The sequence below is a fragment of the Pseudacidovorax sp. 1753 genome (genome assembly GCF_040544975.1).
Taxonomy (GTDB): domain Bacteria; phylum Pseudomonadota; class Gammaproteobacteria; order Burkholderiales; family Burkholderiaceae_C; genus Xenophilus.
The window spans coordinates 212,499-239,140 of sequence record NZ_JBEPKY010000003.1; the positions used below are offsets into that span (position 1 = coordinate 212,499).

General features: G+C 66.2%; 29 protein-coding genes and 1 tRNA gene. 22 read left to right on the forward strand and 8 right to left on the reverse strand.

Going from position 1 to position 26,642, the window contains the following annotated elements; translation table 11 throughout:
• Nucleotides 1-29 precede the first annotated feature (29 nt).
• The 5 genes from kdsB to ABIC63_RS05325 all read right to left on the reverse strand — a co-directional run bounded on the left by kdsB (nucleotide 30) and on the right by ABIC63_RS05325 (nucleotide 3,050).
• Nucleotides 30-776, reverse strand: coding sequence for a 3-deoxy-manno-octulosonate cytidylyltransferase (gene kdsB, locus ABIC63_RS05305; RefSeq protein ID WP_354318968.1), 747 nt, complete (start codon nucleotides 774-776; stop codon nucleotides 30-32).
• The gene (locus ABIC63_RS05310) at nucleotides 773-955 is read right to left on the reverse strand and encodes a Trm112 family protein (RefSeq protein ID WP_017756993.1); all 183 of its coding nucleotides are present in this window, start codon (nucleotides 953-955) and stop codon (nucleotides 773-775) included. Before ABIC63_RS05310 ends, kdsB begins: the two co-directional genes overlap by 4 nt.
• Entirely contained in the window at nucleotides 936-1,868 is a 933-nt protein-coding gene (gene lpxK, locus ABIC63_RS05315) for a tetraacyldisaccharide 4'-kinase (protein ID WP_354319034.1), read from the reverse strand. The genes ABIC63_RS05310 and lpxK overlap by 20 nt, the downstream gene beginning before the upstream one ends.
• A 46-nt stretch (nucleotides 1,869-1,914) precedes the next feature.
• Nucleotides 1,915-2,349, reverse strand: a complete 435-nt coding sequence (locus ABIC63_RS05320; RefSeq protein ID WP_370645994.1) for an ExbD/TolR family protein — start codon at nucleotides 2,347-2,349, stop codon at nucleotides 1,915-1,917.
• A gap of 62 nt (nucleotides 2,350-2,411) precedes the next feature.
• The gene (locus ABIC63_RS05325; RefSeq protein ID WP_354318969.1) at nucleotides 2,412-3,050 is read right to left on the reverse strand and encodes a MotA/TolQ/ExbB proton channel family protein; all 639 of its coding nucleotides are present in this window, start codon (nucleotides 3,048-3,050) and stop codon (nucleotides 2,412-2,414) included.
• Nucleotides 3,051-3,354: 304 nt separating this feature from the next.
• On the opposite strand from ABIC63_RS05325, the gene xseA reads away from it, so the two are divergent.
• Together xseA and ABIC63_RS05335 are read left to right on the forward strand one after the other, a co-directional pair.
• A complete protein-coding gene (gene xseA, locus ABIC63_RS05330) occupies nucleotides 3,355-4,668 on the forward strand; it encodes an exodeoxyribonuclease VII large subunit (protein ID WP_354318970.1) in 1,314 nt (437 codons plus the stop codon).
• A gap of 42 nt (nucleotides 4,669-4,710) precedes the next feature.
• Nucleotides 4,711-5,292: a superoxide dismutase gene (locus ABIC63_RS05335; protein ID WP_114804109.1), complete on the forward strand. Its 582-nt coding sequence runs from the start codon at nucleotides 4,711-4,713 to the stop codon at nucleotides 5,290-5,292.
• A 131-nt stretch (nucleotides 5,293-5,423) separates the two neighbouring features.
• Here the strand turns inward: ABIC63_RS05335 and ABIC63_RS05340 are convergent, their stop codons facing one another.
• Nucleotides 5,424-6,620 carry an amino acid aminotransferase gene (locus tag ABIC63_RS05340; protein ID WP_354318971.1) on the reverse strand — a complete coding sequence of 399 codons (1,197 nt, stop codon included), beginning with the start codon at nucleotides 6,618-6,620 and terminating at the stop codon, nucleotides 5,424-5,426.
• 149 nt (nucleotides 6,621-6,769) lie between these two features.
• On the opposite strand from ABIC63_RS05340, the gene uvrB reads away from it, so the two are divergent.
• From uvrB to ABIC63_RS05395, 11 genes are all read left to right on the forward strand, one after another.
• A complete protein-coding gene (gene uvrB, locus ABIC63_RS05345) occupies nucleotides 6,770-8,881 on the forward strand; it encodes an excinuclease ABC subunit UvrB (protein ID WP_354318972.1) in 2,112 nt (703 codons plus the stop codon).
• A 202-nt stretch (nucleotides 8,882-9,083) separates the two neighbouring features.
• Nucleotides 9,084-9,620 carry a Fe-S cluster assembly transcriptional regulator IscR gene (gene iscR, locus ABIC63_RS05350; RefSeq protein WP_017756985.1) on the forward strand — a complete coding sequence of 179 codons (537 nt, stop codon included), beginning with the start codon at nucleotides 9,084-9,086 and terminating at the stop codon, nucleotides 9,618-9,620.
• An 86-nt stretch (nucleotides 9,621-9,706) separates the two neighbouring features.
• Entirely contained in the window at nucleotides 9,707-10,927 is a 1,221-nt protein-coding gene (locus ABIC63_RS05355) for an IscS subfamily cysteine desulfurase (protein WP_354318973.1), read from the forward strand.
• Nucleotides 10,928-10,952: 25 nt separating this feature from the next.
• Nucleotides 10,953-11,366 carry a Fe-S cluster assembly scaffold IscU gene (iscU, locus tag ABIC63_RS05360; protein WP_354318974.1) on the forward strand — a complete coding sequence of 138 codons (414 nt, stop codon included), beginning with the start codon at nucleotides 10,953-10,955 and terminating at the stop codon, nucleotides 11,364-11,366.
• A gap of 17 nt (nucleotides 11,367-11,383) precedes the next feature.
• Nucleotides 11,384-11,707: an iron-sulfur cluster assembly protein IscA gene (gene iscA / locus ABIC63_RS05365; RefSeq protein WP_017756982.1), complete on the forward strand. Its 324-nt coding sequence runs from the start codon at nucleotides 11,384-11,386 to the stop codon at nucleotides 11,705-11,707.
• Nucleotides 11,708-11,782: 75 nt separating this feature from the next.
• Entirely contained in the window at nucleotides 11,783-12,301 is a 519-nt protein-coding gene (gene hscB, locus ABIC63_RS05370; protein ID WP_354318975.1) for a Fe-S protein assembly co-chaperone HscB, read from the forward strand.
• An 8-nt stretch (nucleotides 12,302-12,309) separates the two neighbouring features.
• On the forward strand, nucleotides 12,310-14,166 hold the full coding sequence (hscA, locus tag ABIC63_RS05375; RefSeq protein ID WP_354318976.1) for a Fe-S protein assembly chaperone HscA: 1,857 nt from the start codon (nucleotides 12,310-12,312) through the stop codon (nucleotides 14,164-14,166).
• A gap of 5 nt (nucleotides 14,167-14,171) precedes the next feature.
• The gene (gene fdx / locus ABIC63_RS05380) at nucleotides 14,172-14,510 is read left to right on the forward strand and encodes an ISC system 2Fe-2S type ferredoxin (protein ID WP_017756979.1); all 339 of its coding nucleotides are present in this window, start codon (nucleotides 14,172-14,174) and stop codon (nucleotides 14,508-14,510) included.
• A 46-nt stretch (nucleotides 14,511-14,556) separates the two neighbouring features.
• The gene (dnaQ, locus tag ABIC63_RS05385) at nucleotides 14,557-15,279 is read left to right on the forward strand and encodes a DNA polymerase III subunit epsilon (protein WP_354318977.1); all 723 of its coding nucleotides are present in this window, start codon (nucleotides 14,557-14,559) and stop codon (nucleotides 15,277-15,279) included.
• Nucleotides 15,280-15,338: 59 nt separating this feature from the next.
• Nucleotides 15,339-15,413: transfer RNA gene (locus ABIC63_RS05390), tRNA-Val, on the forward strand.
• Nucleotides 15,414-15,566: 153 nt separating this feature from the next.
• A complete protein-coding gene (locus ABIC63_RS05395; RefSeq protein ID WP_354318978.1) occupies nucleotides 15,567-16,946 on the forward strand; it encodes a sensor domain-containing protein in 1,380 nt (459 codons plus the stop codon).
• Nucleotides 16,947-16,952: 6 nt separating this feature from the next.
• On the opposite strand, the gene ABIC63_RS05400 is transcribed toward ABIC63_RS05395, so the two are convergent.
• Both ABIC63_RS05400 and ABIC63_RS05405 read right to left on the reverse strand, forming a co-directional pair.
• The gene (locus ABIC63_RS05400) at nucleotides 16,953-17,201 is read right to left on the reverse strand and encodes a CsbD family protein (protein ID WP_234194202.1); all 249 of its coding nucleotides are present in this window, start codon (nucleotides 17,199-17,201) and stop codon (nucleotides 16,953-16,955) included.
• Between the two features lie 178 nt (nucleotides 17,202-17,379).
• A complete protein-coding gene (locus ABIC63_RS05405) occupies nucleotides 17,380-17,835 on the reverse strand; it encodes a DUF192 domain-containing protein (protein WP_294364945.1) in 456 nt (151 codons plus the stop codon).
• A 109-nt stretch (nucleotides 17,836-17,944) separates the two neighbouring features.
• Between ABIC63_RS05405 and ABIC63_RS05410 the strand changes: the two genes are divergently transcribed.
• The 9 genes from ABIC63_RS05410 (at nucleotide 17,945) to glnL (ending at nucleotide 26,622) form a co-directional block, all read left to right on the forward strand.
• Nucleotides 17,945-18,709 carry a pseudouridine synthase gene (locus tag ABIC63_RS05410; protein ID WP_354318979.1) on the forward strand — a complete coding sequence of 255 codons (765 nt, stop codon included), beginning with the start codon at nucleotides 17,945-17,947 and terminating at the stop codon, nucleotides 18,707-18,709.
• A 35-nt stretch (nucleotides 18,710-18,744) separates the two neighbouring features.
• Nucleotides 18,745-19,740: a YncE family protein gene (locus tag ABIC63_RS05415; protein ID WP_502935848.1), complete on the forward strand. Its 996-nt coding sequence runs from the start codon at nucleotides 18,745-18,747 to the stop codon at nucleotides 19,738-19,740.
• Nucleotides 19,730-20,551 (forward strand): polysaccharide deacetylase family protein, encoded by an 822-nt coding sequence (locus ABIC63_RS05420; RefSeq protein WP_294364955.1) that lies wholly within the window; start codon nucleotides 19,730-19,732, stop codon nucleotides 20,549-20,551. Before ABIC63_RS05415 ends, ABIC63_RS05420 begins: the two co-directional genes overlap by 11 nt.
• A gap of 27 nt (nucleotides 20,552-20,578) precedes the next feature.
• Nucleotides 20,579-21,562, forward strand: a complete 984-nt coding sequence (locus ABIC63_RS05425) for a sterol desaturase family protein (RefSeq protein ID WP_354318980.1) — start codon at nucleotides 20,579-20,581, stop codon at nucleotides 21,560-21,562.
• A 50-nt stretch (nucleotides 21,563-21,612) separates the two neighbouring features.
• On the forward strand, nucleotides 21,613-22,503 hold the full coding sequence (locus ABIC63_RS05430) for an EI24 domain-containing protein (RefSeq protein WP_354318981.1): 891 nt from the start codon (nucleotides 21,613-21,615) through the stop codon (nucleotides 22,501-22,503).
• Nucleotides 22,500-23,312: a competence/damage-inducible protein A gene (locus tag ABIC63_RS05435; protein WP_294364964.1), complete on the forward strand. Its 813-nt coding sequence runs from the start codon at nucleotides 22,500-22,502 to the stop codon at nucleotides 23,310-23,312. Before ABIC63_RS05430 ends, ABIC63_RS05435 begins: the two co-directional genes overlap by 4 nt.
• Nucleotides 23,313-23,465: 153 nt before the next feature.
• Entirely contained in the window at nucleotides 23,466-24,881 is a 1,416-nt protein-coding gene (glnA, locus tag ABIC63_RS05440) for a type I glutamate--ammonia ligase (RefSeq protein ID WP_234194210.1), read from the forward strand.
• Between the two features lie 167 nt (nucleotides 24,882-25,048).
• Complete coding sequence (locus tag ABIC63_RS05445; RefSeq protein ID WP_294365923.1) at nucleotides 25,049-25,546, forward strand: hypothetical protein; 498 nt, start codon at nucleotides 25,049-25,051, stop codon at nucleotides 25,544-25,546.
• Nucleotides 25,546-26,622, forward strand: coding sequence for a nitrogen regulation protein NR(II) (gene glnL / locus ABIC63_RS05450; RefSeq protein WP_114804115.1), 1,077 nt, complete (start codon nucleotides 25,546-25,548; stop codon nucleotides 26,620-26,622). Before ABIC63_RS05445 ends, glnL begins: the two co-directional genes overlap by 1 nt.
• Nucleotides 26,623-26,642: the final 20 nt, after the last annotated feature.

Consider the following 26,642-nt stretch of genomic DNA (forward strand, 5'->3'; position numbering starts at 1 on the left):
CCCCGCACCGATGGGCGTCCGCCACCCCTTCAGAAATGCAGGCGCACGCGGGCCAGATCCTCGGGCGTGTCGACACCCGTGCCCGGTGCGTGCGGGGTCACGTGCACGGCGATGCGATGGCCATGCCACAGCACCCGAAGCTGTTCGAGCGATTCGACGCGCTCCAGCGGTGAAGCTGCCAAGCCCGGGAAGCTGCGCAGGAAGCCGGCGCGGTAGGCGTAGATGCCGATGTGGCGAAGCGCCGGGTGGTCCGCGGAAAGCCTGGGCGGCAACCCGCCGTCGCGCCAGAAGGGCAGGGGAGAACGGCTGAAGTAGAGCGCCTGCCCTGCCGCGTCGAGCACCACCTTCACGACGTTGGGGTTGACGAAGTCGGCCTCGTCCTCGATGGCGTGCGCCGCCGTGCCCATGGGCGTGTCCGGGCGGGCGGCCAGCGACTGGGCGACGGCGTCGATCAGGGTCGGGTCGATGAGCGGCTCGTCGCCCTGGACATTGACCACGATGGTGTCGTCGGCCAACCCGAGCAGGGTGCAGGCCTCGGCCAGGCGGTCACTGCCGCTGGGATGGTCGGCGCGGGTGAGCAGGGCCTGCACACCAGCTGCCTCGCAGGCCTGTACGATGCGCGGATCGTCGCAGGCCACGCACACGGTGCTGGCGCCCGAACGTGCGGCTTGCTGCGCCACTCGCACCACCATCGGGAGGCCGCCGATATCCGCCAGGGGTTTATCGGGCAGGCGCGTCGACTTCATGCGCGCCGGAATCAGGACGGTGAAGCTCACAGGCCGAGTTCTTCGTCCGTGAGCGGGCGCGCCTCGTTTTCGAGCATCACAGGAATGCCATCGCGCACCGGGTAGGCGAGGCGTGCACTGCGCGACCACAGTTCCTGACGCGCGGCGTCCCATTGCAGCGGTCCCTTGGTGACCGGGCAGACCAGCAGTTCAAGCAGCTTCGGATCCATCGAGGGATGATAGCCGCGCGTCGAGGGCCTCGAAGAAGGCCGGCTCGATGGAGAACTCCAGCGGCACGGCCAGCGCCGAGGGCGCGCGTGTCCAGAGTTTGGCCGCATCCTTTTCCGTGCAGAGCAGCTGCACGCCCTCGGGCGGTGCCCAGTCCGTGTAGTCATGGTGATCCGGCAGCGCGATGCAGCGCTGCAGTCGCAGGCCCCGCGCCCGCAGCATGTCGAAGAAACGCTGGGGCTGGGCGATGCCCGCGACTGCCACCAGATCGTCCCGCGCCGCCAGTTCGGGCAGGAGCACGGGCTGCTTCCGCTGGTCAAGCGCGTGCGCTGCCAGCGCCCGATGTCCGCGGAAGCCCGCGAAGGCCGGTTGCTCGCCGGTGTGCAGCACCAGATCGCACTGGCGCGGCCAGGGCTCGCGCAGCGGGCCTGCCGGCAGCAGCCAGCCGTTGCCGACGCCGCGGTCGTCGAACACGCAGATCTCCACATCGCGTGCCAGCGGCAGGTGCTGCAGACCATCGTCGGCGACGATGAGGCGGGTGTCCGGATGCAGCGCCAGGAGCCGGCGCCCGGCGGCCACCCGGTCGGCATCGACCACCACGGGCGCGCCAGTCGCGCGATGAATCAGCAGAGGTTCGTCCCCCACGTCGCGCGGATCGCTGTCGGCGTGGACGACCTGCCCCTCCCGCGTGCGCCGCCCATGTCCTCGGGAGATGACGCCAACCGGCCAGCCCTGGGCCCGCGCATGCCGGACCAGCGACACCACCACGGGTGTCTTGCCTGCGCCGCCTGCCACCACGTTGCCGACCACGACAACGGGCACGGGCAGCCGGTGCACCGTACGCCAGCCACGGGCATACGCCTGCCGCCGAACGGCTGCAAGCAGGCCGAAGAGCCACGCCAGCGGCCGGAGCATCCAGGCCCGTGCGCCGCGGCGCTCCCAGACGTCGGCCGTCAGCACGTCAGCGGGCCGCCTTGCCCGAGGTCTGCGTCGCAAAGGTGATCTGCATCAGCCCCGCACGCCGCGCCGCCTCCATCACGGTGATGACCGACTGATGGGCGGCGGCGGCATCTGCGCTGATGATGAGGATCGGCGCCGGAGCGCCGGCGTCGACCTTGGCGAGCGGCGCGAGGGCGCTGGCCAGGGCCTCCACGCTGCGGTCCGGCAGTGCCTGCCGGTCGACGGCATACCGGCCGTCCGCCGCCACCGCCACCACGATCTCGCGCGGGCGGGTGGTGGCCGTCTCGGCGTCGGCCGTGGGCAGTCGGACTTCCATCTCGGTGAAGCGGTTGTAGGTGGTCGACAGCATCAGAAAGATCAGGATCACCAGCAGCACGTCGATGAAGGGGATCAGGTTGATCTCCGGCTCGTCGCGTGACGCGGCCCGCAGTTGAATTCGTCCGCTGCGGCGACTCCCCGGCGCGGAGGCGGGGCGGGCGCCCCCCGGCAGGGGCGCGCTCATGGGCGGGGGGCCGCCCGCAACCCGGCCAAGTGTTGGGCGAAGCGCTCGCCGGCCAGTTCGAGGTGCAGCAGATAGCCGTCGACGCGGCTGCGGAAGTAGCGCCAGAAGATCAGCGTGGGCACCGCCACGATCAGGCCGAAGGCCGTGTTGTAGAGCGCGATGGAGATGCCGTGCGCCAGTTGCGCCGGATTGCCGGCCGCGCCGGTTCCCGGTGCCTGCGAGCCGAAGATCTCGATCATGCCGATGACGGTGCCCAGCAGGCCGAGCAGTGGCGCCGCCGAGGCAATGGTGGCGAGCGCCGGCAGATAGCGTTCGAGCCGGTGGGCGATCGCCCGGCCCGAGGTCTCCATGGCCGTGCGCGCTTCATCCGCCGGATGGCCCGCGCCGGCCTGGGCGGCACGGAAGCCGCTGGCGAGCATCTCGCCCAGCGCCGAATTCCTTTCCAGCTTGGCGATCACGTCGGCGGGAGGAATGCCGTCCTGGGAAACGGCGATGGCCTCGTTGAGCAACTGCGGTGGAAGCACCTTGGCCGCCTTGAGGCTGACGAAGCGCTCGATGACGAGCGCAGTGGCGATGATCGAGCACAAAAGCAGCGGCACGATGGGCCAGCCTGCGGCGACTAAGATCGAAAACAAGGTTCCTCCTGCGTGGTCGCGAAGCGCTGCCCAACAGCCGAAAATTATGACCGAATGTTTCTCGCGACCCGGGGCGTCTGCGCTGCAGCCGCCCACATTTTCTGTGGATAACTTTGTGGCTAACCCTGCGGGCAACGTTGGCGCGCCCAGCATTGACGGGCCCGGCGTCAGGACGATCAGATTTTGAGCAGTCGTTTTTCTTTCTCCATCAAGCACTTGCACCACAAACCGTGGCTCTCCAGTGGCATGCGCCGCACGCGCGTCAGTGCCCGCTGTACTTGTGGAAGACGCAAGGCGGCGGGCCATGGCTGAAGGCTTGGGCATCCAGCCGCGCGTGTGGGCTGTGGGGGCGCTGTGCCGGGCCGCGGCGGACGCGCTCGATGCGCGCTTCAACCCGGTGGCGGTGCAGGGAGAGGTGAGCGGCTTTTCTCGCGCCACCAGCGGCCATTGCTATTTCTCGCTGAAGGATGGCCAGGGGCAGGTGCGCTGCGCCATGTTCCGCCGTGCAGCATCGTTGGTCGACTTCGATGTGCGCAATGGCGATCTTGTCGAGTTGCGCGGACGGCTGACGGTGTACGAAGCCCGCGGCGACCTGCAACTGGTGGTGGAGAGCCTGCGCAGGGCGGGCCAGGGCACGTTGTTCGAGCAGTTCGTGCAGCGCAAGGCGAAGCTGGAGGCCGAGGGGCTGTTCGAACCCTTGCGCAAGCGACGGTTGCCGATGTTTCCCGCCCGCATCGGGCTGGTCACTTCCCTCGGTGCGGCGGCCTTGCACGATGTGGTGACTGCGCTGCGCCGACGCGCCCCGCATGTGGAGGTGGTGGTGGCTCCAGCGGCCGTGCAGGGCGGCCAGGCGCCGGGCGAACTGGTCGCTGCCCTGTCGGCCTTGCAGGAGATCGAACCGCGGCCCGATGCCATCCTGCTGGTGCGGGGCGGCGGCTCGCTGGAAGACCTGTGGGCATTCAACGACGAGCAACTGGCGCGCGCCATCGTGGCCAGCTTTGTGCCTGTGGTCGTCGGCGTGGGACATGAGACGGACTTCACCATCGCCGACTTCTGCGCCGACCTGCGCGCACCCACGCCGACCGCCGCCGCCGAACTCGTCGCGCCTTCGCGCGATGTCTGGCTCCAGGGGCTGGATGCGCTCGAAGACGATCTGCGAGATGCTTTGCAAGGCCGGCTGGACCGGCTGGCGCAGCGGCTCGACCAGGCTGCCTCCCGGCTTGGCCGACCCTCCGGGCTCGCGGCGCGGCAGCAGGCGGTGCTGGCGCAGTGGGACCAGCGTCTGCATCGCGCCACCACCGCGTGGCTGCATCAGGCGCAGCGTCGGCTCGATGCCGCTGAAGGGCGATGGCCCGCCGCGGGTCGGGCCAGCTTGCGCAACCGTTCTGATCGGCTGGAGCGTGCTGCGTTGCGTCTCCAGATGCTCGACCCTGCGGTGGTGCTCCAGCGGGGCTATGCCTGGCTGGCGGATGCCAAGGGACGCACCGTGACCCGCGTGGCCCAACTGCGTCCGGGCGAATCCGTGAACGCCACACTGGCGGATGGCACGGCCAACCTGCAGGTCATCACCCTCCAGCAAGGGACGTCGTCCGACGCAGGCAGCGGCAATCCTTCCTAGAATCCCACGGTTTCTGTCAACCAACCCACGAACGAGCTTCACATGGAACATGTTCTGCCTCCCCTGCCGTACGCGATGGACGCGCTGGCCCCCGAGTACTCCAAGGAAACGCTGGAGTACCACTACGGCAAGCACCACAACGCCTATGTGGTGAACCTGAACAACCTGCAGAAGGGCACCGAATTCGAGAGCATGACGCTCGAAGAAATCGTGAAGAAGTCCAGCGGCGGCATCTACAACAACGCCGCGCAGATCTGGAACCACACCTTCTTCTGGAACTGCATGAAGCCGCAAGGCGGCGGCGCCCCTTCTGGCGCGCTGGCCAAGGCCATCGAGGCCAAATGGGGCAGCTACGACGCCTTCAAGGAAGCCTTCGTCAAGTCCGCCGTCGGCAACTTCGGCTCGGGCTGGACCTGGCTGGTGAAGAAGGCCGACGGCTCCGTCGACATCGTCAACACGGGCGCCGCCGGTACGCCCCTGACGACCGAAGACAAGGCGCTGCTGACCGTCGACGTCTGGGAGCACGCCTACTACATCGACTACCGCAATCTGCGTCCCAAGTTCGTCGAGACCTTCCTGGCCAAGCTGGTCAACTGGGAATTCGCCGAAAAGAACTTCGCCTGATCGTCGGGTGAGGACGGCCCGCCGGTCCTATGCTGGCGGGCTGCAAAGAAAAAGGCAGCATGGATCCCCGTGCTGCCTTTTTCTTTGGTGCGCGGCCACCTCCGAGAGGAGGAGGCAGCGGCCGCAACGCCTCAGACCACCTTGGCGATGCTCGCGCAGACGTGGTCGATGTTCTTGCTGTTGAGTGCGGCCACGCACATGCGGCCCGTGTCGGTGCCGTAGACGCCGAACTCGTTGCGCAGGCGCACCATCTGGTCCTTGGTCAGGCCCGAGTAGCTGAACATGCCGATCTGACTGGTGATGAAGCTCATGTCCTGCTCCACGCCGGCGGCCTTCAGGCCGTCCACCAGCTTCTGGCGCATGGCCTTGATGCGCACGCGCATCTCGCCCAGCTCCTTCTCCCACAGGGCGCGCAGCTCGGGGTTGCCCAGCACAGCCGCCACGACGGCGCCACCGTGCGTCGGCGGGTTGCTGTAGTTGGTGCGGATCATGATCTTCAGCTGCGACAGCACGCGCGCTGCTTCTTCCTTGTTCTCGCACAGCACCGACAGGGCGCCCACGCGCTCGCCGTACAGGCTGAAGCTCTTGGAGAAGGAGGTCGAGACGAAGAAGGTCAGGCCGGCGGCCACGAACTTGCCGATCACGGCGCCGTCCTCGGCAATGCCGTAGCCGAAACCTTGGTAGGCCATGTCCAGGAAGGGCGTCAGCTGGCGGGCCTTGACCACCTCGACCACCTGGTCCCACTGCGCGGGCGTGAGGTCGTAGCCGGTCGGGTTGTGGCAGCAGGCATGCAGCACGACGACGGTGCCGGCGGCCGCGCCTTGCAGGGCGGCCAGCATGCCGTCGAAGTCGATACCGCGCTTGGCGGCGTCGTAGTAGGCGTAGGTGCCGACCTCGAAGCCGGCCTGAGTGAATAGCGCGCGGTGGTTTTCCCAGCTCGGGTCGCTGATCAGCACTTTGGCCGACGGCGAAAGCTTCTTGAGGAAGTCGGCGCCGACCTTCAGGCCGCCCGTGCCGCCCAGGGCCTGGATGGTCGCCACGCGGCCGGAGTTGACTGGCTCGCTGTCGGCGCCGAACACCAGGGCCTTGACGGCGTTGTCGTAGGCGGCGATGCCGTCGATGGGCAGGTAGCCGCGGGCCGAGGGGGCCTTCATCATGTCGGCCTCGGCCTTCTTGACGCATTCCAGCAGCGGCAGCTTGCCGTTGTCGTCGTAGTACACGCCCACGCCCAGGTTGACCTTGTTGGGGTTGGTGTCGGCGGCGAATTGTTCGTTCAGACCCAGGATGGGGTCGCGCGGCGCCATCTCGACGGCGGAGAAGAGAGACATGGAGAAAGTCCTTTGGATGCTGGGGCGAGCCTCGCGGCCGGCGAGGCTGGGTGCAGAACCGGGCATCGCCTTTGGGGTAGCCTTGCCGGTTCGCTTGGAATTTTACCGGCCGCCCCACAGTTGGACTGCTGCCCCGGAGCCTCATCACCATGACCGCAGACCTTCAGACCGCCGACGATGCCGCCGCGCCGCGCCAGGGCGAATTCGCCCGCTACCCCGATTCGCCCTTCGAGCTGTTCCAGCCCTATCCGCCCGCTGGCGATCAGCCCAAGGCCATCGAGCAGTTGGTCGAGGGCATTCAGGACGGCGAGGTCTTCCAGACGCTGCTGGGCGTGACGGGCTCGGGCAAGACCTACACCATGGCCAACGTCATCGCGCGCCTGGGCCGGCCGGCCATCGTATTCGCACCCAACAAGACGCTCGCGGCGCAGCTGTACAGCGAGTTCCGCGAGTTCTTCCCGAAGAACGCGGTGGAGTACTTCGTCAGCTACTACGACTACTACCAGCCCGAGGCCTATGTGCCGCAGCGCGACCTGTTCATCGAAAAGGACTCGTCGATCAACGAGCACATCGAGCAGATGCGCCTGTCGGCCACCAAGAGCGTGTTGGAGAGGCGGGACGTGGTGATCGTGGCGACGGTGAGCGCCATCTACGGCATCGGCGCCCCGGAGGACTACACCGAGATGCGCTTCATCATGCGCGTGGGCGACAAGATCGGCCAACGCGACGTGATCGGCCGGCTCATCCGCATGCAGTACATGCGCAACGAGCAGGACTTCTCGCGCGGCGCCTTTCGGGTGCGCGGCGACACCATCGACGTGTTCCCGGCCGAGCACAGCGAGCTGGCCATCCGCATCGAGCTGTTCGACGACGAGATCGAAAGCCTGTCGCTGTTCGACCCGCTCACCGGCCGTGTGCGGCAGAAGATTCCGCGCTTCACCATCTACCCGTCCAGCCACTACGTCACGCCGCGCGACAAGACATTGCGCGCGGTCGACACCATCAAGCTGGAGCTGGCCGACCGCGTGAAGGAACTCGTCGGCGCCGGCAAGCTGGTGGAGGCGCAGCGCCTGGAGCAGCGCACTCGCTTCGACCTGGAGATGCTGGCCGAGATCGGCCACTGCAAGGGCATCGAGAACTACACGCGCCACCTGTCCGGCGCCGCGCCCGGCGACCCGCCGGCCACGCTGACGGACTACCTGCCCAAGGACGCACTGATGTTCCTGGACGAAAGCCACCAGATGATCGGCCAGCTCGCCGCCATGTACAACGGCGACCGGGCGCGCAAGACCACGCTGGTGGAATACGGCTTTCGGCTGCCATCGGCGCTGGACAACCGGCCGCTCAAGTTCGAGGAATTCGAGCGCCGCATGCGCCAGTGCATCTTCGTCTCGGCCACGCCCGCTGCCTACGAGCAGGAGCATGCCGGTCAGGTGGTCGAGCAACTGGTGCGGCCGACCGGCCTGATCGATCCCGAGGTCGAGGTGCGCCCCGCCACCCACCAGGTGGACGACGTGCTGGGCGAGATCCGCATCCGCGTCGAGAAGAACGAGCGCGTGCTGATCACCACGCTGACCAAGCGCATGGCGGAGCAGCTCACCGAGTACCTGAGCGACAACGGCGTGAAGGTTCGCTATCTGCACAGTGACGTGGACACCGTGGAGCGGGTGGAGATCATCCGCGACCTGCGCCTGGGCAGCTTCGACGTGCTGGTGGGCATCAACCTGCTGCGCGAGGGCCTGGACATTCCCGAGGTGTCGCTCGTTGCCATCCTCGATGCGGACAAGGAAGGCTTCCTGCGCGCCGAGCGCAGCCTGATCCAGACCATCGGCCGCGCCGCGCGCAATCTGCACGGCAAGGCCATCCTGTATGCCGACATCATCACGGCGTCAATGAACAAGGCGATCGGCGAGACGCAGCGCCGCCGCGAGCGGCAGATCGCCTTCAACGAAGCCAATGGCATCGTGCCGCGCAGCATCGTCAAGCAGGTGCGCGAGCTGATCGACGGCGTCTACGGCGAGAAGTCGGCCAAGGAGGCGGGCAAGCGCGAGGTCGAACGCGCCCGCGTCGAGGACATGAGCGAGCGCGACGTGGCGAAGGAAATCAAGCGGCTGGAAAAGCAGATGCTCGAGCACGCCCGCAACCTCGAGTTCGAGAAGGCGGCCCGGGTGCGCGACCAGTTGGCGCTGCTGCGCGAGCAGGCGTTCGGCGCCGCCGGAAGCGACAACATCGCGGTGCTTCCGGTTGGCGGACGCAAGTAAGAGGAAAAACCCGAGTTATCCCGAGCACGGCTCGGGGTTTCTGTTATACTTGAGCGAAACACTCAAGAACAAAGAACTTCGCGATGAAGGGCCGGCTCCTACCTTTCGATGGGTTGGATGCCGGGCAGGGCGGAGACGGGCGCCACCGGATCCTGTGGATCCCAGGTGTTGTTTAACGGTAAGCCAACTGAAGGAGCTTGCGATGCGTCTCACTACCAAAGGCCGTTTTGCGGTCACCGCCATGATCGACCTGGCATTGCGCCAGAACTCCGGTCCGGTCACGCTGGCCGCAATCAGCCAGCGGCAGCAGATTTCGCTGTCCTATCTGGAACAGCTGTTCGGCAAGCTCCGTCGCCATGAGCTGGTGGAATCCACCCGCGGCCCCGGCGGCGGTTATTCGCTGGGTCGCAAGGCGGCCGACATCACCGTCGCCGACATCATCGTATCGGTGGACGAACCGATCGACGCTACCCACTGCGCCGGCAAGGAAAATTGCATGGGCGAAGCCGGCCGCTGTATGACGCATGAGCTGTGGGCCTCGCTCAACCAGAAGATGGTCGAGTTCCTGGATTCTGTCACGCTGCAGAAGCTGGTGGACGACCAGATCGCCAAGGGCGTGCAGGTCGAGAACAAGCCGGCCGTCAAGCGGGCGATCTCGAGCCAGCCGGTGGTCAAGCCGATCCGGGTGAATGCGCCCAACTCGGTGTTCGCCCTCGGCAACGCCTTCGCCAAGTCCTGATGCACGGCGGGCGAGCCGCGGCGGCCTGTCGCTGCCGGCTCCTCCGTTCGTGATTGTTTCCGTATCCACGCCAGCACGAGCGAGCCATGGACGTCACTCCTCATTTCCCGATCTATCTTGATTACGGCGCAACCACGCCGGTCGACCCGCGCGTGGTCGACGCCATGATCCCCTGGCTGCGTGAGCATTTCGGCAACCCCGCTTCGCGCAGCCATGCGTGGGGCTGGGAGGCGGAAGAGGCGGTGGAAAAGGCCCGCGGCGACGTCGCCGCCCTGATCAATGCTGATCAGCGCGAGATCATCTGGACCTCCGGTGCCACCGAGTCCGACAACCTGGCGCTGAAGGGCGCGGCCCACTTCTACAAGGAAAAGGGCAAGCACCTCATCACCGTCAAGACCGAGCACAAGGCGGTGCTGGACACCATGCGCGAGCTGGAGCGCCAGGGCTTCGAGGTGACCTACCTCGACGTCGAGGAAAACGGCTTGCTCGACCTGGACAAGTTCAAGGCCGCCATCCGCCCCGACACCATCCTGGCGAGCGTGATGTTCGTCAACAACGAGATCGGCGTGGTGCAGGACATGGTCGCGCTGGGCAACGCCTGTCGCGAGAAGGGCGTGATCTTCCACGTCGATGCGGCGCAAGCCACCGGTAAGGTCGAGATCGACGTCACCCAGCTGCCCATCGACCTGATGAGCCTGGCTTCGCACAAGACCTATGGCCCCAAGGGCATCGGGGCCCTCTATGTGCGCCGCAAGCCGCGCGTGCGCCTGGAGGCGCAGATGCACGGCGGCGGCCATGAGCGCGGCATGCGGTCGGGCACGCTGCCCACCCACCAGATCGTGGGCATGGGCGAGGCCTTCCGCATCGCCAAGGAAGAGATGGCGCAGGACCTGGCCAAGGCCCGCGCGCTGCAGAAGCGGCTGATCGACGGCCTGTCCGACATCGAGCAGGTGTTCATCAACGGCGACCTGGAGCGCCGGGTGCCGCACAACCTGAACATCAGCTTCAACTTCGTCGAAGGCGAGTCGCTGATCATGGGCATCAAAGGCCTTGCGGTGTCGTCGGGTTCGGCCTGCACCTCGGCCAGTCTGGAGCCGAGCTACGTATTGCGCGCCCTGGGCCGCAGCGACGAGCTGGCCCACAGCAGTTTGCGCATGACCATCGGCCGCTTCACGACCGAGGAAGAAATCGACGTCGCCATCGCGTCCATCCGCCACAACGTCGCCAAGCTGCGCGAGTTGAGCCCGTTGTGGGAGATGTACAAGGATGGCGTCGACCTGAGCACGATCCAGTGGTCGGCCCACTGAATCCACCAAGAAAGAAGAGGACCCCATGGCTTATTCGGACAAGGTCATCGACCACTACGAAAACCCCCGCAACGTCGGCTCCTTCGACAAGGGCGACGATACGGTCGGCACCGGCATGGTGGGTGCGCCCGCCTGCGGCGACGTGATGAAGCTGCAGATCAAGGTGAATCCGCAGACCGGCGTCATTGAGGACGCGCGTTTCAAGACCTATGGCTGTGGCTCTGCCATCGCATCGTCGTCGCTGGTGACGGAGTGGGTGAAGGGCAAGACGCTCGACGAGGCCGCCTCGCTCAAGAACGCGCAGATCGCCGAAGAGCTGGCGCTGCCGCCGGTCAAGATCCACTGCTCGATCCTGGCGGAAGATGCCATCAAGGCCGCCGTGAACGACTATCGCGCCAAAGTTGGCGCGAAGACCGGCGCCGAAGCCCTCGCCTCGTGACTGGAGCTTCAACCGCAATGGCGATCACGCTGACCGAAGCTGCGGCGCGCCATGTCTCCCGCTACCTGAGCAAGCGTGGCAAGGGCATCGGCGTGCGACTGGGGGTCAAGACCACGGGCTGCTCCGGTCTTGCCTACAAGCTGGAGTACGTGGACGAGTCGGCGCCGGAGGATGTCATCTTCGAGGAGCATGGCGTCAAGGTGCTGGTGGATCCCAAGAGTCTGGCCTACATCGATGGCACGGAGCTGGATTTCGTGCGCGAAGGGCTGAACGAAGGCTTTCGCTTCAACAACCCGAACGAGCGCGACCGTTGTGGTTGCGGTGAGAGCTTCCGCGTCTGATTGCGACTCGGAAGGAGCGGGGCCGCCACCCGAAAGGGCTTGGCGGCTTTTTCTTGGCAGCACGAGGAATGGCCCATGCAATTGACCGACGATGACTTCACGCTGTTCGCGGTGCCGCCCACGTTCGGGCAGGACCGGGGTGCATTGGATGCGCGCTGGAAGGAATTGCAGCGCGAGGCGCATCCTGATCGCTTCGCGGCGCAGGGCACGGCGGCGCAGCGACTGGCCATGCAATGGTCCGTGCGCATCAATGAGGCCTATCAGCGACTGAAGGATCCGTTGAGCCGTGCGGCCTACCTGTGCGAAATGAACGGCGCGCCTGTGCAGGCCGAGAACAACACGGCCATGCCGGCGGACTTCCTCATGCAGCAGATGAGCTGGCGCGAGGAGTTGGAAGAAGCAGGCGACGCGTCGGCGCTCGATGCCTTGCAGCAGCAGGTGCAGTCCGCCCGCGCTCGCGCCCTCTCCAGCCTGGACTGGCTGATCGACGAGAAGGGCGACTACCCCGCCGCAGCGCAGCAGGTCAGAGCCCTCATGTTCATCGAACGCTTTTCGACAGAACTCGATGAGCGGCTCGACCGGCTGGGACAATAGTTTTCTCCATGGCACTTCTTCAGATCTCCGAACCCGGCCAGGCGCCGGACCCGCATCAGCGGCGCATCGCGGTCGGCATCGACCTGGGCACCACCCATTCGTTGGTTGCCTCGGTGCGCAACGGCGTCGCCGAATGCCTGCCCGACGAGCAGGGCAGGGTGATCCTTCCATCGGCGGTGCGCTACCTGGATGCGCAGCGGCGGCAGATCGGCTTTGCGGCCCTGGATGCGCGCGCTTCGGATCCGGCCAATACCGTCACTTCGGCCAAGCGGCTCATGGGCCGCGGGCTGGGCGACATCGCCAACCGGTCTGCCATGCCCTACACGCTCCTCGATGAGGGCGGCATGGTGAAGGTGCAGACCGTCGCCGGCCCCAAGTCGCCCGTGGAGGTGAGCGCGGAGATCCTGGCCACGCTGCGCTACCGCGCAGAAGACACCTTCGACGGCGACCTGTACGGCGCGGTCATCACCGTGCCGGCCTATTTCGACGAGGGCCAGCGACAGGCCACCAAGGATGCCGCGCAACTGGCAGGGCTCAATGTGCTGCGCCTGATCAGCGAGCCCACCGCCGCTGCCATCGCCTATGGGCTCGACAACGGCAGCGAGGGTGTCTATGCCGTCTACGACCTGGGTGGGGGCACCTTCGACATCTCGGTGCTGCGGCTGACGCAGGGCGTGTTCGAGGTCATTGCCACCGGCGGTGACTCGGCCCTGGGCGGCGACGACTACGACCATGCGCTGGCAGACCTGGTGAGCCAGCGCCTGGGACGGGTGCCGGGCAACGACGAGGAGCGGGCACGGATGCTGGTTGCCGCGCGTCACTGCAAGGAGGCCTTGACCGGTGCCGACACGGCGCCGCTCACGGTCGAACTGGCAGGTGCGACACATGAGCTGACCATCACGCGCACCGACTTCGACGCCGCCACGCAACCCCTGACGCAGCGCACCCTCGTGGCCGTGCGCAAGGCGCTGCGCGATGCACGGCTGGCGCCGAACGAATTGCAGGGCATCGTGCTGGTGGGTGGCGCCACGCGCATGCCGCAGATCCGGCAGGCCGTGGGCGATTTCTTTGGGCGTCCGCCGCTCACCAACCTCAACCCGGACGAGGTCGTGGCGCTCGGCGCGGCGATCCAGGCCAATCAACTGGCTGGCAACGATGGCGCGGGAAACCTGCTGTTGCTGGACGTGATCCCGCTGTCGCTCGGCCTCGAGACCATGGGCGGACTGGTGGAGCGCATCGTGCCGCGCAACACAACCATCCCCACCGCGATGGCGCAGGACTTCACCACCTACCAGGACGGCCAGACCGCGCTGGCGCTGCATGTGGTGCAGGGCGAGCGCGATCTGGTTGCCGACTGCCGCAGCCTGGCGCGCTTCACGCTGCGTGGCATTCCGCCGATGGCGGCCGGCGCCGCGCGCATCCGCGTGACCTTCACCGTGGATGCCGACGGCCTGCTTTCCGTTTCCGCCAAGGAGCAGAGCAGCGGCGTCGAGGCCAGCGTCACCGTCAAGCCTTCCTATGGCCTGTCGGACGACCAGATCGCCACCATGCTGCAGGAGGGCTTTGCGACCGCGCAAGCCGACATGCAGCAGCGCGCGTTGATCGAGGCGCGCGTCGAGGCCGACCGCATGTTGCAGGCGACCCGCACCGCACTGGCAGCCGACGGCGCGCTTCTGAGCGCGCCGGAGCGTCAGACCATCGATCAGTTGCTGGACGCCTTGGCTGCCGTGCGTGATGGCGACGACAAGTCGGCCATCACCGAGGCCACCGAGGCGCTGGCCCATGGCACTGAGGCCTTCGCCGCGCAACGCATGAACAAGGGCATCGCCCAGGCGCTGGCGGGCCGCAGCATCGAATCCGTTTGATACCCATGCCCATCATCAAGATCCTTCCCCACGCCGAGTACTGTCCGCAGGGCACCGAGATCCAGGCGCCGGCCGGCACCTCCATCTGCGAAGCGCTGCTCGAAAACGGCATCGAGATCGAGCATGCCTGCGAGATGAGCTGCGCCTGCACGACGTGCCATGTGATCGTGCGAGAAGGCCTCGCTTCTCTGAACGAGGCCGAGGAAGAAGAGGAAGACCTGCTCGACCGTGCCTGGGGCCTGACGCCGCAGTCGCGCCTGTCGTGTCAGGCGATCCTGGCGCAGAAGGACCTGGTCGTGGAGATTCCCAAGTACACGATCAACCACGCCAAGGAAAACCACTGACTATGGCGGCGTCTTCCAACCCCGGGATGCCCTGCAAGGAGAGTGCATGTCGCGCCTGATCGTCCTCGACACGGAGACCACCGGCCTGTCGGCGGAGAACGGCGACCGGGTGATCGAGCTGGGTTGCGTCGAACTGGTCAACCGCAAGCTGACCGGCAACGACCTGCATCTGTACTTCAACCCGGAACGCGAGAGCCACGAGGATGCGCTCCGGGTCCACGGGTTGACCACCGAGTTCCTGCGCGACAAGCCAAAGTTCGTCACCATGGCGCGCGACGTGGTGGAGTACCTGCGTGGGGCCGAGCTGATCATTCACAACGCGGCCTTCGACGTCGGCTTCCTCAACAAGGAATTCGAACGGGCGGGCCTGCAACCGTTGCGCGACTACGTGGCTGAGGTGACCGACACATTGGTCATGGCCAAACAGCTCTTCCCGGGCAAGCGCAACTCCCTCGATGCGTTGTGCGATCGTTTCGGCGTGGACCGGTCGAACCGGACCTTTCACGGCGCCAAGCTCGACGCGCAGCTGTTGGCCGACGTCTACATCAATCTCACGCGCGGCCAGGACGCGCTGCTGATCGACATCGACACGGGGGAGCACGAGGAGCAAGGCATCGTCGTCGATATCGACCTGCGCCAGTTCGTCCTTCCTGTGCTGACCGCGACTGCGGACGAGCTGGTTTCGCATGAGCAGGCTCTGCTCGATCTCGACAAGGCCAGCGGCGGAAAAACCATTTTTCGGTTGCAAGATCAAAAAAGCATGGCATAATCTAAGGCTTCGCGCAGCACTGCACGAAACTGCAGAGAAAGACAAAAATCCTTCTCTACGGGCGGTTAGCTCAGGGGTAGAGCACAGCATTCACACTGCTGGGGTCGGGGGTTCAAAGCCCTCACCGCCCACCACCATTCCAAGAAAACGTCACCATCCGGTGGCGTTTTTGTTCGTCGGCATCACTGCGGTGGTGTGTCTCCATCGGCGGGGCGTGACACGCTCAAGCCCTCCTTTGGGGGCGAATGGCGGGACAATGGGCCTCTGGGTTTCAAGCCCGGCTTCCCATGCCTATGCGCCGATTCGTTTCCGAAAACTTCCTGGATCTGTTGCTCGATGCCGTCTGTGCGGTCACGCCGTCGGGTGACTTCGTTTTCGTGAACGCGGCGTTCGAGCGAATCTTCGGCTACGGCACGCAAGAGGTCGTGGGTCGGAACATGATGGAGTTCGTGCATCCGGATGATCGGGCGCCCACCCTGGAGGCCGCCCGTCGGGTGATGCAGGGACATCTGCAACTCCACTTCGAGAACCGCTACATCCGCAAGGATGGGGGCGTCGTCCACGTCCGGTGGACGGCACAGTGGGTGGAGAGTGCCGGCCTGCGCGTGGCCGTCGCGCACGACATCACCGAGCTGCATCAGAGTCGCGCCTTGCAGGCGGCGCTCTACGCCATCTCCGAAGCTGCGCATACGGCTCAGGACCTGTTCTCCTTGTTCGAAAGCGTGCACGGCATCGTCGGTACTTTGCTCGACGCGAGGAACTTCGCGGTACTGCTCTTCGATGACGCAAGGCAGTTGCTGCACCCTGCCTACCAGGTCGACGTGATGGGCAGGGCGCCTGGGCCGGTGAGCCCGGCAGATGCGCCCTGGCTGGCGCGTCTGCTTGGCCAGGCGTCAGCCGAGGAGGGGGATTGCGAGTCGCCGCCGGGGCTGCTGGCTGCCGCGCTGCCCACGCAGGACGGGCCGATCGGCGCACTGGTGCTGCGCAGCGAGGATCGCGAGAAGGGCTATGGGGCCGCCGATGCCGAACTGCTGCATTTCATCGCATCCCAGGTGGCGACCGCGATCGAACGCAAGCGGCTCCATGTGGGTCTGCAGACCCTCGCCCAGCGAGACCAGTTGACCCAATTGCTCAACCGCCGCTCCTTTGTCGAGCGCCTGTCCGCCGCGGTACGCGCGGCGCAGGAGCGCGATTTGGAGCTGTCGTTGCTCTTCCTCGATCTGGACGAATTCAAGCAGGTGAACGACAGCATGGGCCACGCGATGGGCGACCACCTGCTGCAGTCCGTGGCTGACCGGCTGGGTGCAACGGTTAGGAGCGCCGATGTGTTGGCGCGGCTTGGCGGCGACGAATTCGTGGTGCTGCTGGAGCCGGACGTCGGCGGCCGCGGCGCCTACCTGTTGAGCAGCCGCATCGAGCAAGCCTTCATCCAGCCCTTCGTGGTGGGCGATGCGACCTTGGTGGTACGGCCGAGCATCGGGGCCGCGCGCTTTCCGGCCGATGGGAAGGATGCGGAGGAGTTGCTCGGCCATGCGGACGCGGCGATGTACGCGGTCAAACGCCAAAGAGCGGCAAGGCGTGAACCTGCCGCCCAGGAGATGGGTAGGCCTGGCCACAGCACTCCAGCGAGCGCTGCAGCTGAGCCGTTCTTTCGGTCTACGGACTGAAGCGCGTCAGCGGCGGGCGCAGATCATTCCCATCAGGAACGCCGCAGCGGCGACGCCGCCGACGAGTCCCAGAGGGTGCTTCACGGCCATTTCGCGGATTTCGTCCAGCGCCTGCCCATAGCTCTGCTGAACAACGCCTTGTGCCTCGCGCATCTTGCCCTCGGCCTGCATGCCCGAGTCGTTGGTCACTTCGCCCAGCGCATCCTGGGCCTTGCCTGCCACGCGTTGGAAAGCGCCTTGTGCTTGTTCGAACATCGAAGATCCTTTGAGTGTTGCCAGTGGCCCGGCTGCCACATTGCCGCCGGGGTCTGGTCTGAAGGATCGTTGGGCCTGGATGGCATCGATGTAGGTGGTGCTCGACGCCCTCGCGTAGTAGGAAGGCGCGCGAGGCTGTCAGCGTCCAGGCGCGCGAGCCTGGGCGCATGGGCGGCGATCAGCGACCGGCCGCGAACGGCGCTCCCGCCAGCTTGGCACCTTTGCGCAGCCCCTTCTTGGCGAACCAGCCCTGATTCATTTCGAGCACGTAGCGCACCGGCGCCTCGGAGCAGTGGCTGTCGGTGGTCTGCGGCTGCATGTCGGCCAGGTTCACGATGCGGCCGTCGTCGGCCACGAAGGCGGCCGTCAGCGGCACGAGCGTGTTCTTCATCCAGAAGCACTGCACGGCGGGCTCCTCGAACACGAAGAGCATGCCTTCCTGCTGGGGCAGGTTCTCGCGGAACATCAGGCCCGTCTGCCGCTGCTGCGGCGTGGCGGCCACTTGCGCATCGATCCGGTACATGCCGGCCGTGAGGGGCACGCGGGGCAGATCGAGTTGCGGCTGCGCGAAGGCGAGGGCGGCGGTCCCGGCGAGCGCGGCTGCGGCAAGGGAGCGGAGAAGATGATGGAGCATGGCTGCTTCGATGCGGTGAAGTAGGGCGCGTTCCCGGCCGACCCGGGGCGTGCTGCGCCGGATTGTGGTCCAGCACGCGGATGGGCGTCGACTAACATCCGCGCCCACCATGCAACTGCAAGAACTGCTTTTCAGCCAGGGGTTCGGAACGCGGCGCGTGTGCGCCGGCCTGATCCAGCATGGCCACGTCACGCTCGACGGACAGGCCGTCACCGACGCTGCCTTCGATGTCGACGCCCAGGAAGGTCTTCGCTACACGGTTCAGGGCAAGCCGTGGGAATACCACGCCAAGGCCTACGTGGTCCTGAACAAGCCGGCGGGGACGGAGTGCTCGCAAAAGCCTTCGACCTGGCCTTCGGTCTACACGCTGCTGCCGGATCCGTTGCGCCAGCGGCCGGTCAAGGGCGGTGTGGACGGGGTTCAGGCCGTTGGAAGGCTCGACCAGGACACGACCGGCTTGCTACTGTTGTCGGACGACGGCAAGTTCCTGCACCGCATGGCTTCGCCGCGTCACCATGTTCCCAAGGTGTACGAGGCCGCGTTGAAGCACCCGCTGGATGAGGCGCAACTGGCGCGGCTGTGCGAAGGCGTGGTGCTCGATGACGATCCCAGGCCGGTGCGGGCGCTGGCCGCCGAGCGGCTGGAGGAGCGACTGCTGCAGTTGACGCTCGACGAGGGCAAGTACCACCAGGTCAAGCGCATGGTGGCGGCAGCAGGCAATCGCGTCGAGGCGCTGCACCGGGCGCGTGTCGGGCAACTGCAATTGCCCCCGGAGCTCGCGCCGGGCGAGTGGCGCTGGCTCACCGCCGCAGAGGTCGAATCGCTGTTCCAGGTCAAGAAGCTGACCACGAAGTCATCCTCTGTTGGGGGCTGACCGTTAGTATTTTTCGTCCCGCCTCCACAGGTTGAATCTTGCGCGCTCATTCCCTTCGTGCCGGCCGCCTCGCGGCCGTTTTGCTGTCCCTGGCCTGCAGTTGTCTGCCGGGCCTCGCGGCGGCGGCTCCCCCGCCCATCTTCGTGCTCAATTCGCTGGATGCGACCGTGAGCCTGATCGATCCCACCTCCTGGACCGAGATGCGCAGGGTCTCGGTGGGCAAGGAGCCTCACCACATCTACCTGACGCCGGACCAGCGCTCGGTCATCGTGGCCAACTCGGCTGGCGACTCGCTGACCTTCTTCGACCCGAAGACGGGCGAGATCCAGCGCACCGTCAACGGCATCATCGACCCCTACCAGTTGCGCTTTTCCCCCGACATGAAGTGGTTCGTCACCGCCGCGAACCGGCTGAACCATGTCGACATCTACCGCTGGGATGGCAGTAACCTGCAACTGGCCAAGCGCCTCGTCACCGGCAAGACACCCAGCCACATCTGGATCGATTCCAAGAGCACCACGGCCTATGTCTCGATGCAGGACAGCGACGAGTTGATCGCCGTCGACATCCCCACCCAGACCATTCGCTGGCGCGTCGCCACCGGGCCGATGCCTGCCGACATCTTCGGCGTCCATGACGACAAGACGCTGCTGGTCGGCCTGACCGGCGGCGAGGGCGTACAGGTGTTCGACGTGGCAGGCCGCGAGCCGAAGGCCGTGGGCATCCTGCCGACGGGCAAGGGCGCGCACGCCTTCCGGGCGGCGGGCGATGGCAAGACGGTGTTCGTCAGCAACCGTGTGGCCAACACCATCAGCCGCATCGATTTCGCCACCCTCAAGGTGGTGGCCAATTACGCCGTGCCCGGCGGCCCCGACTGCATGGATGTCTCCGCCGACGGCAAGCGCCTCTACGTGACCTCGCGTTGGGCCAAGAAGCTCAGCGTGGTGGACCTGCAGACCGGCCAGCTCATGAAGCAGGTACCCGTCGGCAAGTCGCCGCACGGTGTCTGGACCCTCGACCATGCGCGTTGAACGCCTGGGCCGCGCCGCCCGCCGCGTGGCTGTCGCGGTGGTGGCTGCCGCGGGCGGCGCATCCGTCGTCGCTGCGGCTGCGGCCGATTGCAGCAAGCCGGTCTACCTGACGTTCGACACGGGCCACATGGGCGTGGCGCCGCTGGTGGCCGATGTGCTCAAACGCCACGATGTGCATGTGACCTTCTTTGCCGCCGCCGAGCGCACCAAGGACGGGGGCGACAGCCTGGACGACCATTGGGCACCGTGGTGGAAGGCGAGGGCAGCCGACGGCGACGAGTTCGCTTCGCACACCTACGACCACGCCTACTGGCGCGCCGACCTGCCTGACGAGAACGGCCAGAAGCGCTTCATCATCCAGCCGTCGGCTGGACCGCAATCGGGTCAGCGCCTGACCTGGACGCAGGCGCAGTATTGCCAAAACATCCGCAAGTCCAGCGAGCGCCTGGCGCAGATCACCGGCAAGACGCCGCTGCCCTTGTATCGCGCGCCGGGCGGCAAGACCTCGCCCAAGCTTCTGGAGGCCGCACGCGCGTGCGGCTACATGTACGTGGGTTGGTCGCCTGCGGGCTTTCTGGGCGACGAGTTGCCCAGCGACAAGTATCCGAACCAGAAGCTGCTGGCCCAGGCGCTGGAGCGCATCCGCCCCGGCGACATCCTGCTGGCCCATCTGGGCATCTGGTCGCGCCAGGATCCGTGGGCGCCAGCCGTGCTCGAGCCGCTGGTTGCGGGCCTGCAGCAACGCGGCTTCTGCTTCCGCACACTGCGCGATCATCCTGACTACCGCGCCTGGATTGCGGCGCACCCCTGAGTCACGAACAAGGACGGAGAGCTTCCGATGGAATGGCATGCCTGGCTGACCGACCCGTTCGGCCTGATGCAACAGTGGCTGTTCGAAACCGTGGTCCAGCCGGTGATGTTCGCGGCGGGCATGGGCAACCTGCTGGAGGATGGCTTCGATGCCACCGGCTGGCTGCTGGTGGGCCTGCTCGAGATCGCCGTGATGCTGGCGATCTTCGCGCCGCTCCAGCGTTGGCGTCCGGTGGAGCCGTTGCGGGACCGCCGGGCCGTGCGTGTGGATGTGATCTATACACTGATCCACCGGCTGGGCCTGTTTCGGGTGGGGATCTTCTTCGTGCTGCAGCCGCTGTTCGACATGGCGCTCGGCCACGTGCGTGCCGCTGGCTGGGGCACGATGCAGCTCGACGCGCTATGGCCCGGTGTGACCGATCGGCCATGGGTCACCTTCCTGCTGTACCTGGTCGTGCTGGATTTCGTCGAGTACCTGATCCACCGCGGGCAGCACACCATCGACTGGTGGTGGCGGCTGCATGCGCTGCATCATTCGCAGCGGCAGATGACGATGTGGAGCGACGCCCGCAATCACCTGCTGGACGACATCATCCACAGCACCATCGTCGTCGTGGTCGCCCAGCTCATCGGTGTGCCGCCTGGACAGTTCGTCGTCCTGGTGGCGCTGACCCAACTCAGCCAGAGCCTGCAACATGCCAATCTTCGGCTGCACTTTGGTCGAGTGGGCGAGCGGTTGTGGGTCAGCCCGCGCTTCCATCGGCTGCATCATGCGATCGGCGTGGGCCATGAGGAGGTGGGCCGCCCCGGCGTGCTGGGGGGCTGCAATTTCGGCGTGCTCCTGCCATGGTGGGACATGCTGCTGCGCACGGCCAACTTCGATCTGCGGTATCTGCCCACGGGCGTCCGCGACCAGGTGGAGCCCGATGCCCAGGGCCGCCTGCGCGACTACGGCAGGGGCTTCTGGTCGCAGCAGTGGCTCGGCTTGCGACGGCTTGTGGGCCGTGCCTGACGCACCCGGCTCCATCGAGGGCGCACGGGCAGCGGTTATGCTGCGCGCCGATGCGTCTTCTCGCTGATTCCTGCTGGCGCGCGGCCGCCTACTGCCTGCATCCGCGTGTCATCCTGCTGTCGCTCGTGCCGCTGGCGCTGATGGTGGCGGCCTCGGTGGGCCTGTCCTACTTCTACTGGGAGCCTGCGGTCGGCTGGATGCGCGGCGCGCTGGATGCCTGGCCCCTGCTGGCCGGCTTCTGGAACTGGCTCCAACGTCTCTTCGTCGGCGATGTCCGCAACCTGCTGGCGCCCCTGATCGTGCTGCTGGCCGCAACCCCGGTGCTGGCGATGGTGTCGCTGGTCGTCGTGGCGGCCTTCATGGCGCCCGCACTGACGCGTCTCGTGGCCGAACGGCGCTTTCCGACCCTGGAAAAGAAGCACGGTGCAGGCATGGTTGCCAGCGTGGTGCGCTCGGTGGCGCTGACGGTGGCAGCTGTGGTGGCCCTGCTCGTGTCGATGCCGCTGTGGCTGGTGCCGCCGCTGGTGCTCGTGCTGCCACCGCTGATCTGGGGTTGGCTCACCTGCCGCGTGATGAGTTTCGACGCCCTGGCGGAGCATGCCAGTGCAGACGAGCGGCGCATCATCGTGCGCCGCCATCGACTGCGCCTGCTCACCATCGGCATCCTGTGCGGCTATCTCGGCGCGGCGCCGAGCATCGTCTGGGCCTCCGGCTTGGTGTTCGCGGCGGCCTTCTTCATCCTGATTCCCGTGGCGATGTGGATCTACACGCTGGTGTTCGCCTTCTCCGCCCTTTGGTTCGCCCATTACGCGCTGGAGGCGCTGTCGCAGCTGCGGCGGGAGGCGGCGGGCGCTGGGCCATCCACACTGCTTCCGTCCGCGGGATCGCCGCCTGACGTCGCCCCGCCGGCCCTGCCTTCCTCCGATCCCCCCGCACCATGAGTTCCACTGAACGCCCCGCCTTCGGCCTGATCATCGTCGGCGACGAGATCCTCTCGGGCAAGCGCACCGACAAACACATGGCCCGCGTCATCGAATTGCTCGGTGCGCGGGGGCTGTCGCTGTCGTGGGCCGAATACGTTGGCGACGATCCCGCGCGCATCACGGCGGCCCTGCGACGGGCGTTCGCCGGGTCCGACATCGTCTTCTCAACCGGCGGCATCGGGGCCACACCCGACGACCACACCCGCCAGTGCGCAGCCGCGGCGCTCGGCGTGCCCCTCGCGCTCCACCCCGAGGCCGCCGAATTGATTCGCGAGCGTATGCAGGACACCGCACGCGAGCAGGGGGTGCCCTACGAGCCCGACCGCGCCGACAACGTGCATCGCCTCAATATGGGCGTGTTTCCGCAGGGGGCCTCAATCATCCCCAACCCGTACAACAAGATCCCCGGCTTCAGCGTCCGCGATGTGCATTTCGTGCCGGGCTTCCCTGTCATGGCGTGGCCCATGGTCGAGTGGGTGCTGGACCAACGCTACGCGCCCCTGCACCGTGAGGTGGCGATCGCCGAGCGTTCGCTGATCGTTTTCGGTGCGATGGAAGCCAGCCTCACGCCCCTCATGGAGGCGGTCGAGCGCGAGTTCTCGGGCATCAAGGTATTCAGTCTGCCCAGTGTGGATCACCCGAAGTACGGCCGCCACATCGAACTCGGCGTCAAGGGCGAGACGCGCCAACTTGAACCGGCATATGCACGCCTGAAACAAGGTGTGTCCGACTTTGGTGCATCAATAGGCGCAGAATTGGTGCGCTGAGTTGTGATGCATCATATCGGTGCATACGCTACTACCGCCAGCGTCAAACGCTGCCGTACGTGCCGCGTAGGACAACGAATGAAAATGGCATAGAACCTGCGTTCGTCCTGCTCGCAAATTTCGTCAACCCTTCCAATCCCCCAGGAGAACCTGATGGCAAAGACCGTCGCCGACGTCATGAAACTCGTCAAGGAAAACGAGGTCAAGTTCGTCGACTTCCGATTCACCGACACCCGCGGCAAGGAGCAGCACGTCACCGTGCCGGTTTCGGCCTTTGATGAAGACAAGTTCACCGCGGGTCATGCCTTCGATGGTTCCTCGATCGCCGGCTGGAAGGGCATCGAAGCCTCCGACATGCAGCTGATGCCCGACCCGAGCACGGCCAACATCGACCCCTTCTACGAAGAGACGACGCTGTTCCTGCAGTGCGACGTCCTCGAGCCCGCCGACGGCAAGCCCTACGACCGCGACCCCCGCTCGGTCGCCAAGAAGGCCGAGGCCTATCTGAAGTCCACCGGCCTGGGCGACACCGCCTACTTCGGTCCCGAGCCGGAGTTCTTCATCTTCGACAGCGTGCGCTGGAGCAATGAGGCCGGCCGCGTGTTCAGCGAGATCGACGAATACGAAGCCCCCTGGAACAGCGGCGCGAAGATGGAAGGCGGCAACCGCGGCCACCGTCCCACCACCAAGGGCGGCTACTTCCCCGTTCCGCCGGTCGACAGCACCCAGGACATGCGCGCCGAGATGGTGCTGGTGCTGGAAAGCCTGGGCATCCCGGTCGAAGTGTTCCACCACGAAGTGGCTGGCGCTGGCCAGAACGAGATCGGCACCAAGTTCTCGACACTCGTCGAGCGCGCCGACTGGACGCAGGTCCTGAAGTACGTGGTCTGGAACGTGGCGAACAGCTACGGCAAGACCGCCACCTTCATGCCCAAGCCGTACGCCGGTGACAACGGCTCCGGCATGCACGTGCACCAGTCCATCTGGAAGGACGGCAAAAACCTGTTCGCCGGCGACGGCTATGCCGGCCTGTCGGACACCGCCCTGTACTACATCGGCGGCATCATCAAGCACGCCCGTGCACTGAACGCCATCACCAACCCCGGCACCAACAGCTACAAGCGGCTGGTCCCTGGCTTCGAAGCGCCGGTGAAGCTGGCCTACTCGGCCAAGAACCGCTCGGCCTCGATCCGCATCCCCTTCGTCGCCAACCCGAAGGGTCGCCGCATCGAAGCGCGCTTCCCCGATCCCTCGGCCAACCCGTACCTGTGCTTCTCGGCCCTGCTGATGGCTGGTCTGGACGGCATCGAGAACAAGATCCACCCGGGCGAAGCCGCCACCAAGGATCTGTACCATCTGCCGCCCGAAGAAGACGCGCTGGTGCCGACCGTCTGCCACAGCCTGGACCAAGCCCTCGAGTACCTCGACAAGGACCGTGCCTTCCTGACCAAGGGCGGCGTGTTCACCGACTCCATGATCGACGCCTACATCGACCTGAAGATGGGCGAAGTCACGCGCTTCCGCATGGCTCCGCACCCGGTCGAGTTCGACATGTACTACTCGCTGTGATGGCCACGGGCGCTTCGGCGCCCGGCGGTATCGCGCACAAGGACGGCCCCCGGGCCGTCCTTTTTCTTTGGTGCGGGAACCGGCCTGCCGGCCTGTCTTCCAATTGCAAGACAATGTTGCGTGGCATCGCCCATGGCGCGCCAAGCTCTTTCTCTCCGGTCGCGATGATGAAACCCTACCTGCCTCTTCTTGTGTTGCTCGGCCTCGGCGGCTCTCTTGGCGTGCAGGCGCAGGAGCGCATCTGGCGCTGCGGCAACGAATACACCAACAACGCCGCCGATGCGCAACGCCGTGGCTGCAAGGTCGTCGAAGGCGGCAATGTGACCGTCGTGCAAGGGACGCGGCCCGCCGGCGCGTCCACCCCTTCGTCCACCGCCTCCCCGCGGCCCGCCGGCAGCGGCCCTCGCGTCGATTCGCCGGAGCAGCGGGCGCGCGACAGCGACGCCCGTCGCGTGCTTGAAGGCGAACTGCGCCGGCTGGAGGCGCGCCAGTCCGAACTGATGAAGGACTACAACAACGGCGAGCCGGAGAAGCAGGGCAGCGAGGCGCGAAACTACCAGAAGTACCTGGACCGCGTGGCCGAGATGAAGGCCGAGATTGCGCGCAACGAGGCCGACTTGGCCAGTCTGCGCCGTGAACTGGACCGCCTGCCGGCGTCGCGCTGATGGCCTTCGGTACGGTTGCGCGCGCCAGCAAGCGCTTCCAGGCCTTCGATCTGCTTGCCACCCTGGTGGTGGTGATCCGCCACGACGGCACCATCGTCTTCGCCAATTCGGCCCTGGAGGATGCGCTGGGCACATCGCGTCGCACGCTCGAAGGCGCAGCCCTGGGCAACTTCTTCGTCGATGCCGGGACCTTGCGCACGGCCATCGATGGCGCCCGCACCAACGACTTCGCCACGTTGCGCTACGAAGCACAGCTGCGCCGTGGTACGCAGGAGCCGCTGCCCGTGCAGGTCACGCTGGCCCAGACGGACCGCAAGGCCGAACTGCTGCTGGAGATGTCGCCGCAGGAGCAGCAGGTGCGGCAGGATCGCGAGGTGCGGCTGCTCGACCAGGCCCAGGCCAACAAGGAGCTGATCCGCAACCTCGCGCACGAGATCAAGAACCCGCTGGGCGGCATCCGCGGCGCGGCGCAACTGCTGCAGATGGAGATCGAGTCGCGCGACCTGATCGAGTACACGCAGGTCATCATCCATGAAGCCGACCGCCTGCAATCGCTGGTGGATCGCCTCCTGGCCCCGCACCGCAGGCCTCATGTGGTGGGCGACGTCAATATCCACGAGGTCTGCGAGCGCGTGCGCTCGGTGCTGCTGGCGGAGTTTCCGCATGACCTGGAGGTCGAGCGCGACTTCGATCCGTCCATTCCCGAGTTCCGCGGGGACCGCGAACAGCTGATCCAGGCCACGCTCAACATCGCGCACAACGCGGCGCAGGCGCTGGCCGAGCGCCGTGCGGCCGGCGATGCACGCATCACCTTCCGCACGCGCATCGCCCGCCAGGTCATCCTCAACAAGCAGTGGTGGCGACTGGCACTGGAATTGCATGTCATCGACAACGGCCCGGGCGTCCCGGACTCGATCAAGGACCGCATCTTCTATCCGCTCGTCTCGGGCCGGGAAGGCGGAACCGGATTGGGCCTGACGCTGGCGCAGACCTTCGTGCAACAGCACCATGGGGTCATCGAATGCGACAGCGTGCCCGGCCGTACCGACTTCACGATATTGATACCGCTGCCGTAGCAGGAAAGGACAACAAGGAG

Coding starts and splice junctions, on each gene's coding strand:
- ABIC63_RS05335 (WP_114804109.1), top strand. CDS start 4,711: ATGGAACATGTTCTGCCTCCCCTGCCGTACGCGATGGACGCGCTGGCC.
- ABIC63_RS05310 (WP_017756993.1), bottom strand. CDS start 955: ATGGATCCGAAGCTGCTTGAACTGCTGGTCTGCCCGGTCACCAAGGGA.
- ABIC63_RS05395 (WP_354318978.1), top strand. CDS start 15,567: ATGCCTATGCGCCGATTCGTTTCCGAAAACTTCCTGGATCTGTTGCTC.
- ABIC63_RS05435 (WP_294364964.1), top strand. CDS start 22,500: ATGAGTTCCACTGAACGCCCCGCCTTCGGCCTGATCATCGTCGGCGAC.
- dnaQ (WP_354318977.1), top strand. CDS start 14,557: ATGTCGCGCCTGATCGTCCTCGACACGGAGACCACCGGCCTGTCGGCG.
- uvrB (WP_354318972.1), top strand. CDS start 6,770: ATGACCGCAGACCTTCAGACCGCCGACGATGCCGCCGCGCCGCGCCAG.
- glnL (WP_114804115.1), top strand. CDS start 25,546: ATGGCCTTCGGTACGGTTGCGCGCGCCAGCAAGCGCTTCCAGGCCTTC.
- ABIC63_RS05445 (WP_294365923.1), top strand. CDS start 25,049: ATGAAACCCTACCTGCCTCTTCTTGTGTTGCTCGGCCTCGGCGGCTCT.
- xseA (WP_354318970.1), top strand. CDS start 3,355: ATGGCTGAAGGCTTGGGCATCCAGCCGCGCGTGTGGGCTGTGGGGGCG.
- iscA (WP_017756982.1), top strand. CDS start 11,384: ATGGCGATCACGCTGACCGAAGCTGCGGCGCGCCATGTCTCCCGCTAC.
- ABIC63_RS05425 (WP_354318980.1), top strand. CDS start 20,579: ATGGAATGGCATGCCTGGCTGACCGACCCGTTCGGCCTGATGCAACAG.
- ABIC63_RS05400 (WP_234194202.1), bottom strand. CDS start 17,201: ATGTTCGAACAAGCACAAGGCGCTTTCCAACGCGTGGCAGGCAAGGCC.
- iscU (WP_354318974.1), top strand. CDS start 10,953: ATGGCTTATTCGGACAAGGTCATCGACCACTACGAAAACCCCCGCAAC.
- hscB (WP_354318975.1), top strand. CDS start 11,783: ATGCAATTGACCGACGATGACTTCACGCTGTTCGCGGTGCCGCCCACG.
- ABIC63_RS05340 (WP_354318971.1), bottom strand. CDS start 6,620: ATGTCTCTCTTCTCCGCCGTCGAGATGGCGCCGCGCGACCCCATCCTG.
- iscR (WP_017756985.1), top strand. CDS start 9,084: ATGCGTCTCACTACCAAAGGCCGTTTTGCGGTCACCGCCATGATCGAC.
- fdx (WP_017756979.1), top strand. CDS start 14,172: ATGCCCATCATCAAGATCCTTCCCCACGCCGAGTACTGTCCGCAGGGC.
- lpxK (WP_354319034.1), bottom strand. CDS start 1,868: ATGCTCCGGCCGCTGGCGTGGCTCTTCGGCCTGCTTGCAGCCGTTCGG.
- ABIC63_RS05410 (WP_354318979.1), top strand. CDS start 17,945: ATGCAACTGCAAGAACTGCTTTTCAGCCAGGGGTTCGGAACGCGGCGC.
- ABIC63_RS05430 (WP_354318981.1), top strand. CDS start 21,613: ATGCGTCTTCTCGCTGATTCCTGCTGGCGCGCGGCCGCCTACTGCCTG.
- ABIC63_RS05420 (WP_294364955.1), top strand. CDS start 19,730: ATGCGCGTTGAACGCCTGGGCCGCGCCGCCCGCCGCGTGGCTGTCGCG.
- ABIC63_RS05355 (WP_354318973.1), top strand. CDS start 9,707: ATGGACGTCACTCCTCATTTCCCGATCTATCTTGATTACGGCGCAACC.
- ABIC63_RS05405 (WP_294364945.1), bottom strand. CDS start 17,835: ATGCTCCATCATCTTCTCCGCTCCCTTGCCGCAGCCGCGCTCGCCGGG.
- hscA (WP_354318976.1), top strand. CDS start 12,310: ATGGCACTTCTTCAGATCTCCGAACCCGGCCAGGCGCCGGACCCGCAT.
- glnA (WP_234194210.1), top strand. CDS start 23,466: ATGGCAAAGACCGTCGCCGACGTCATGAAACTCGTCAAGGAAAACGAG.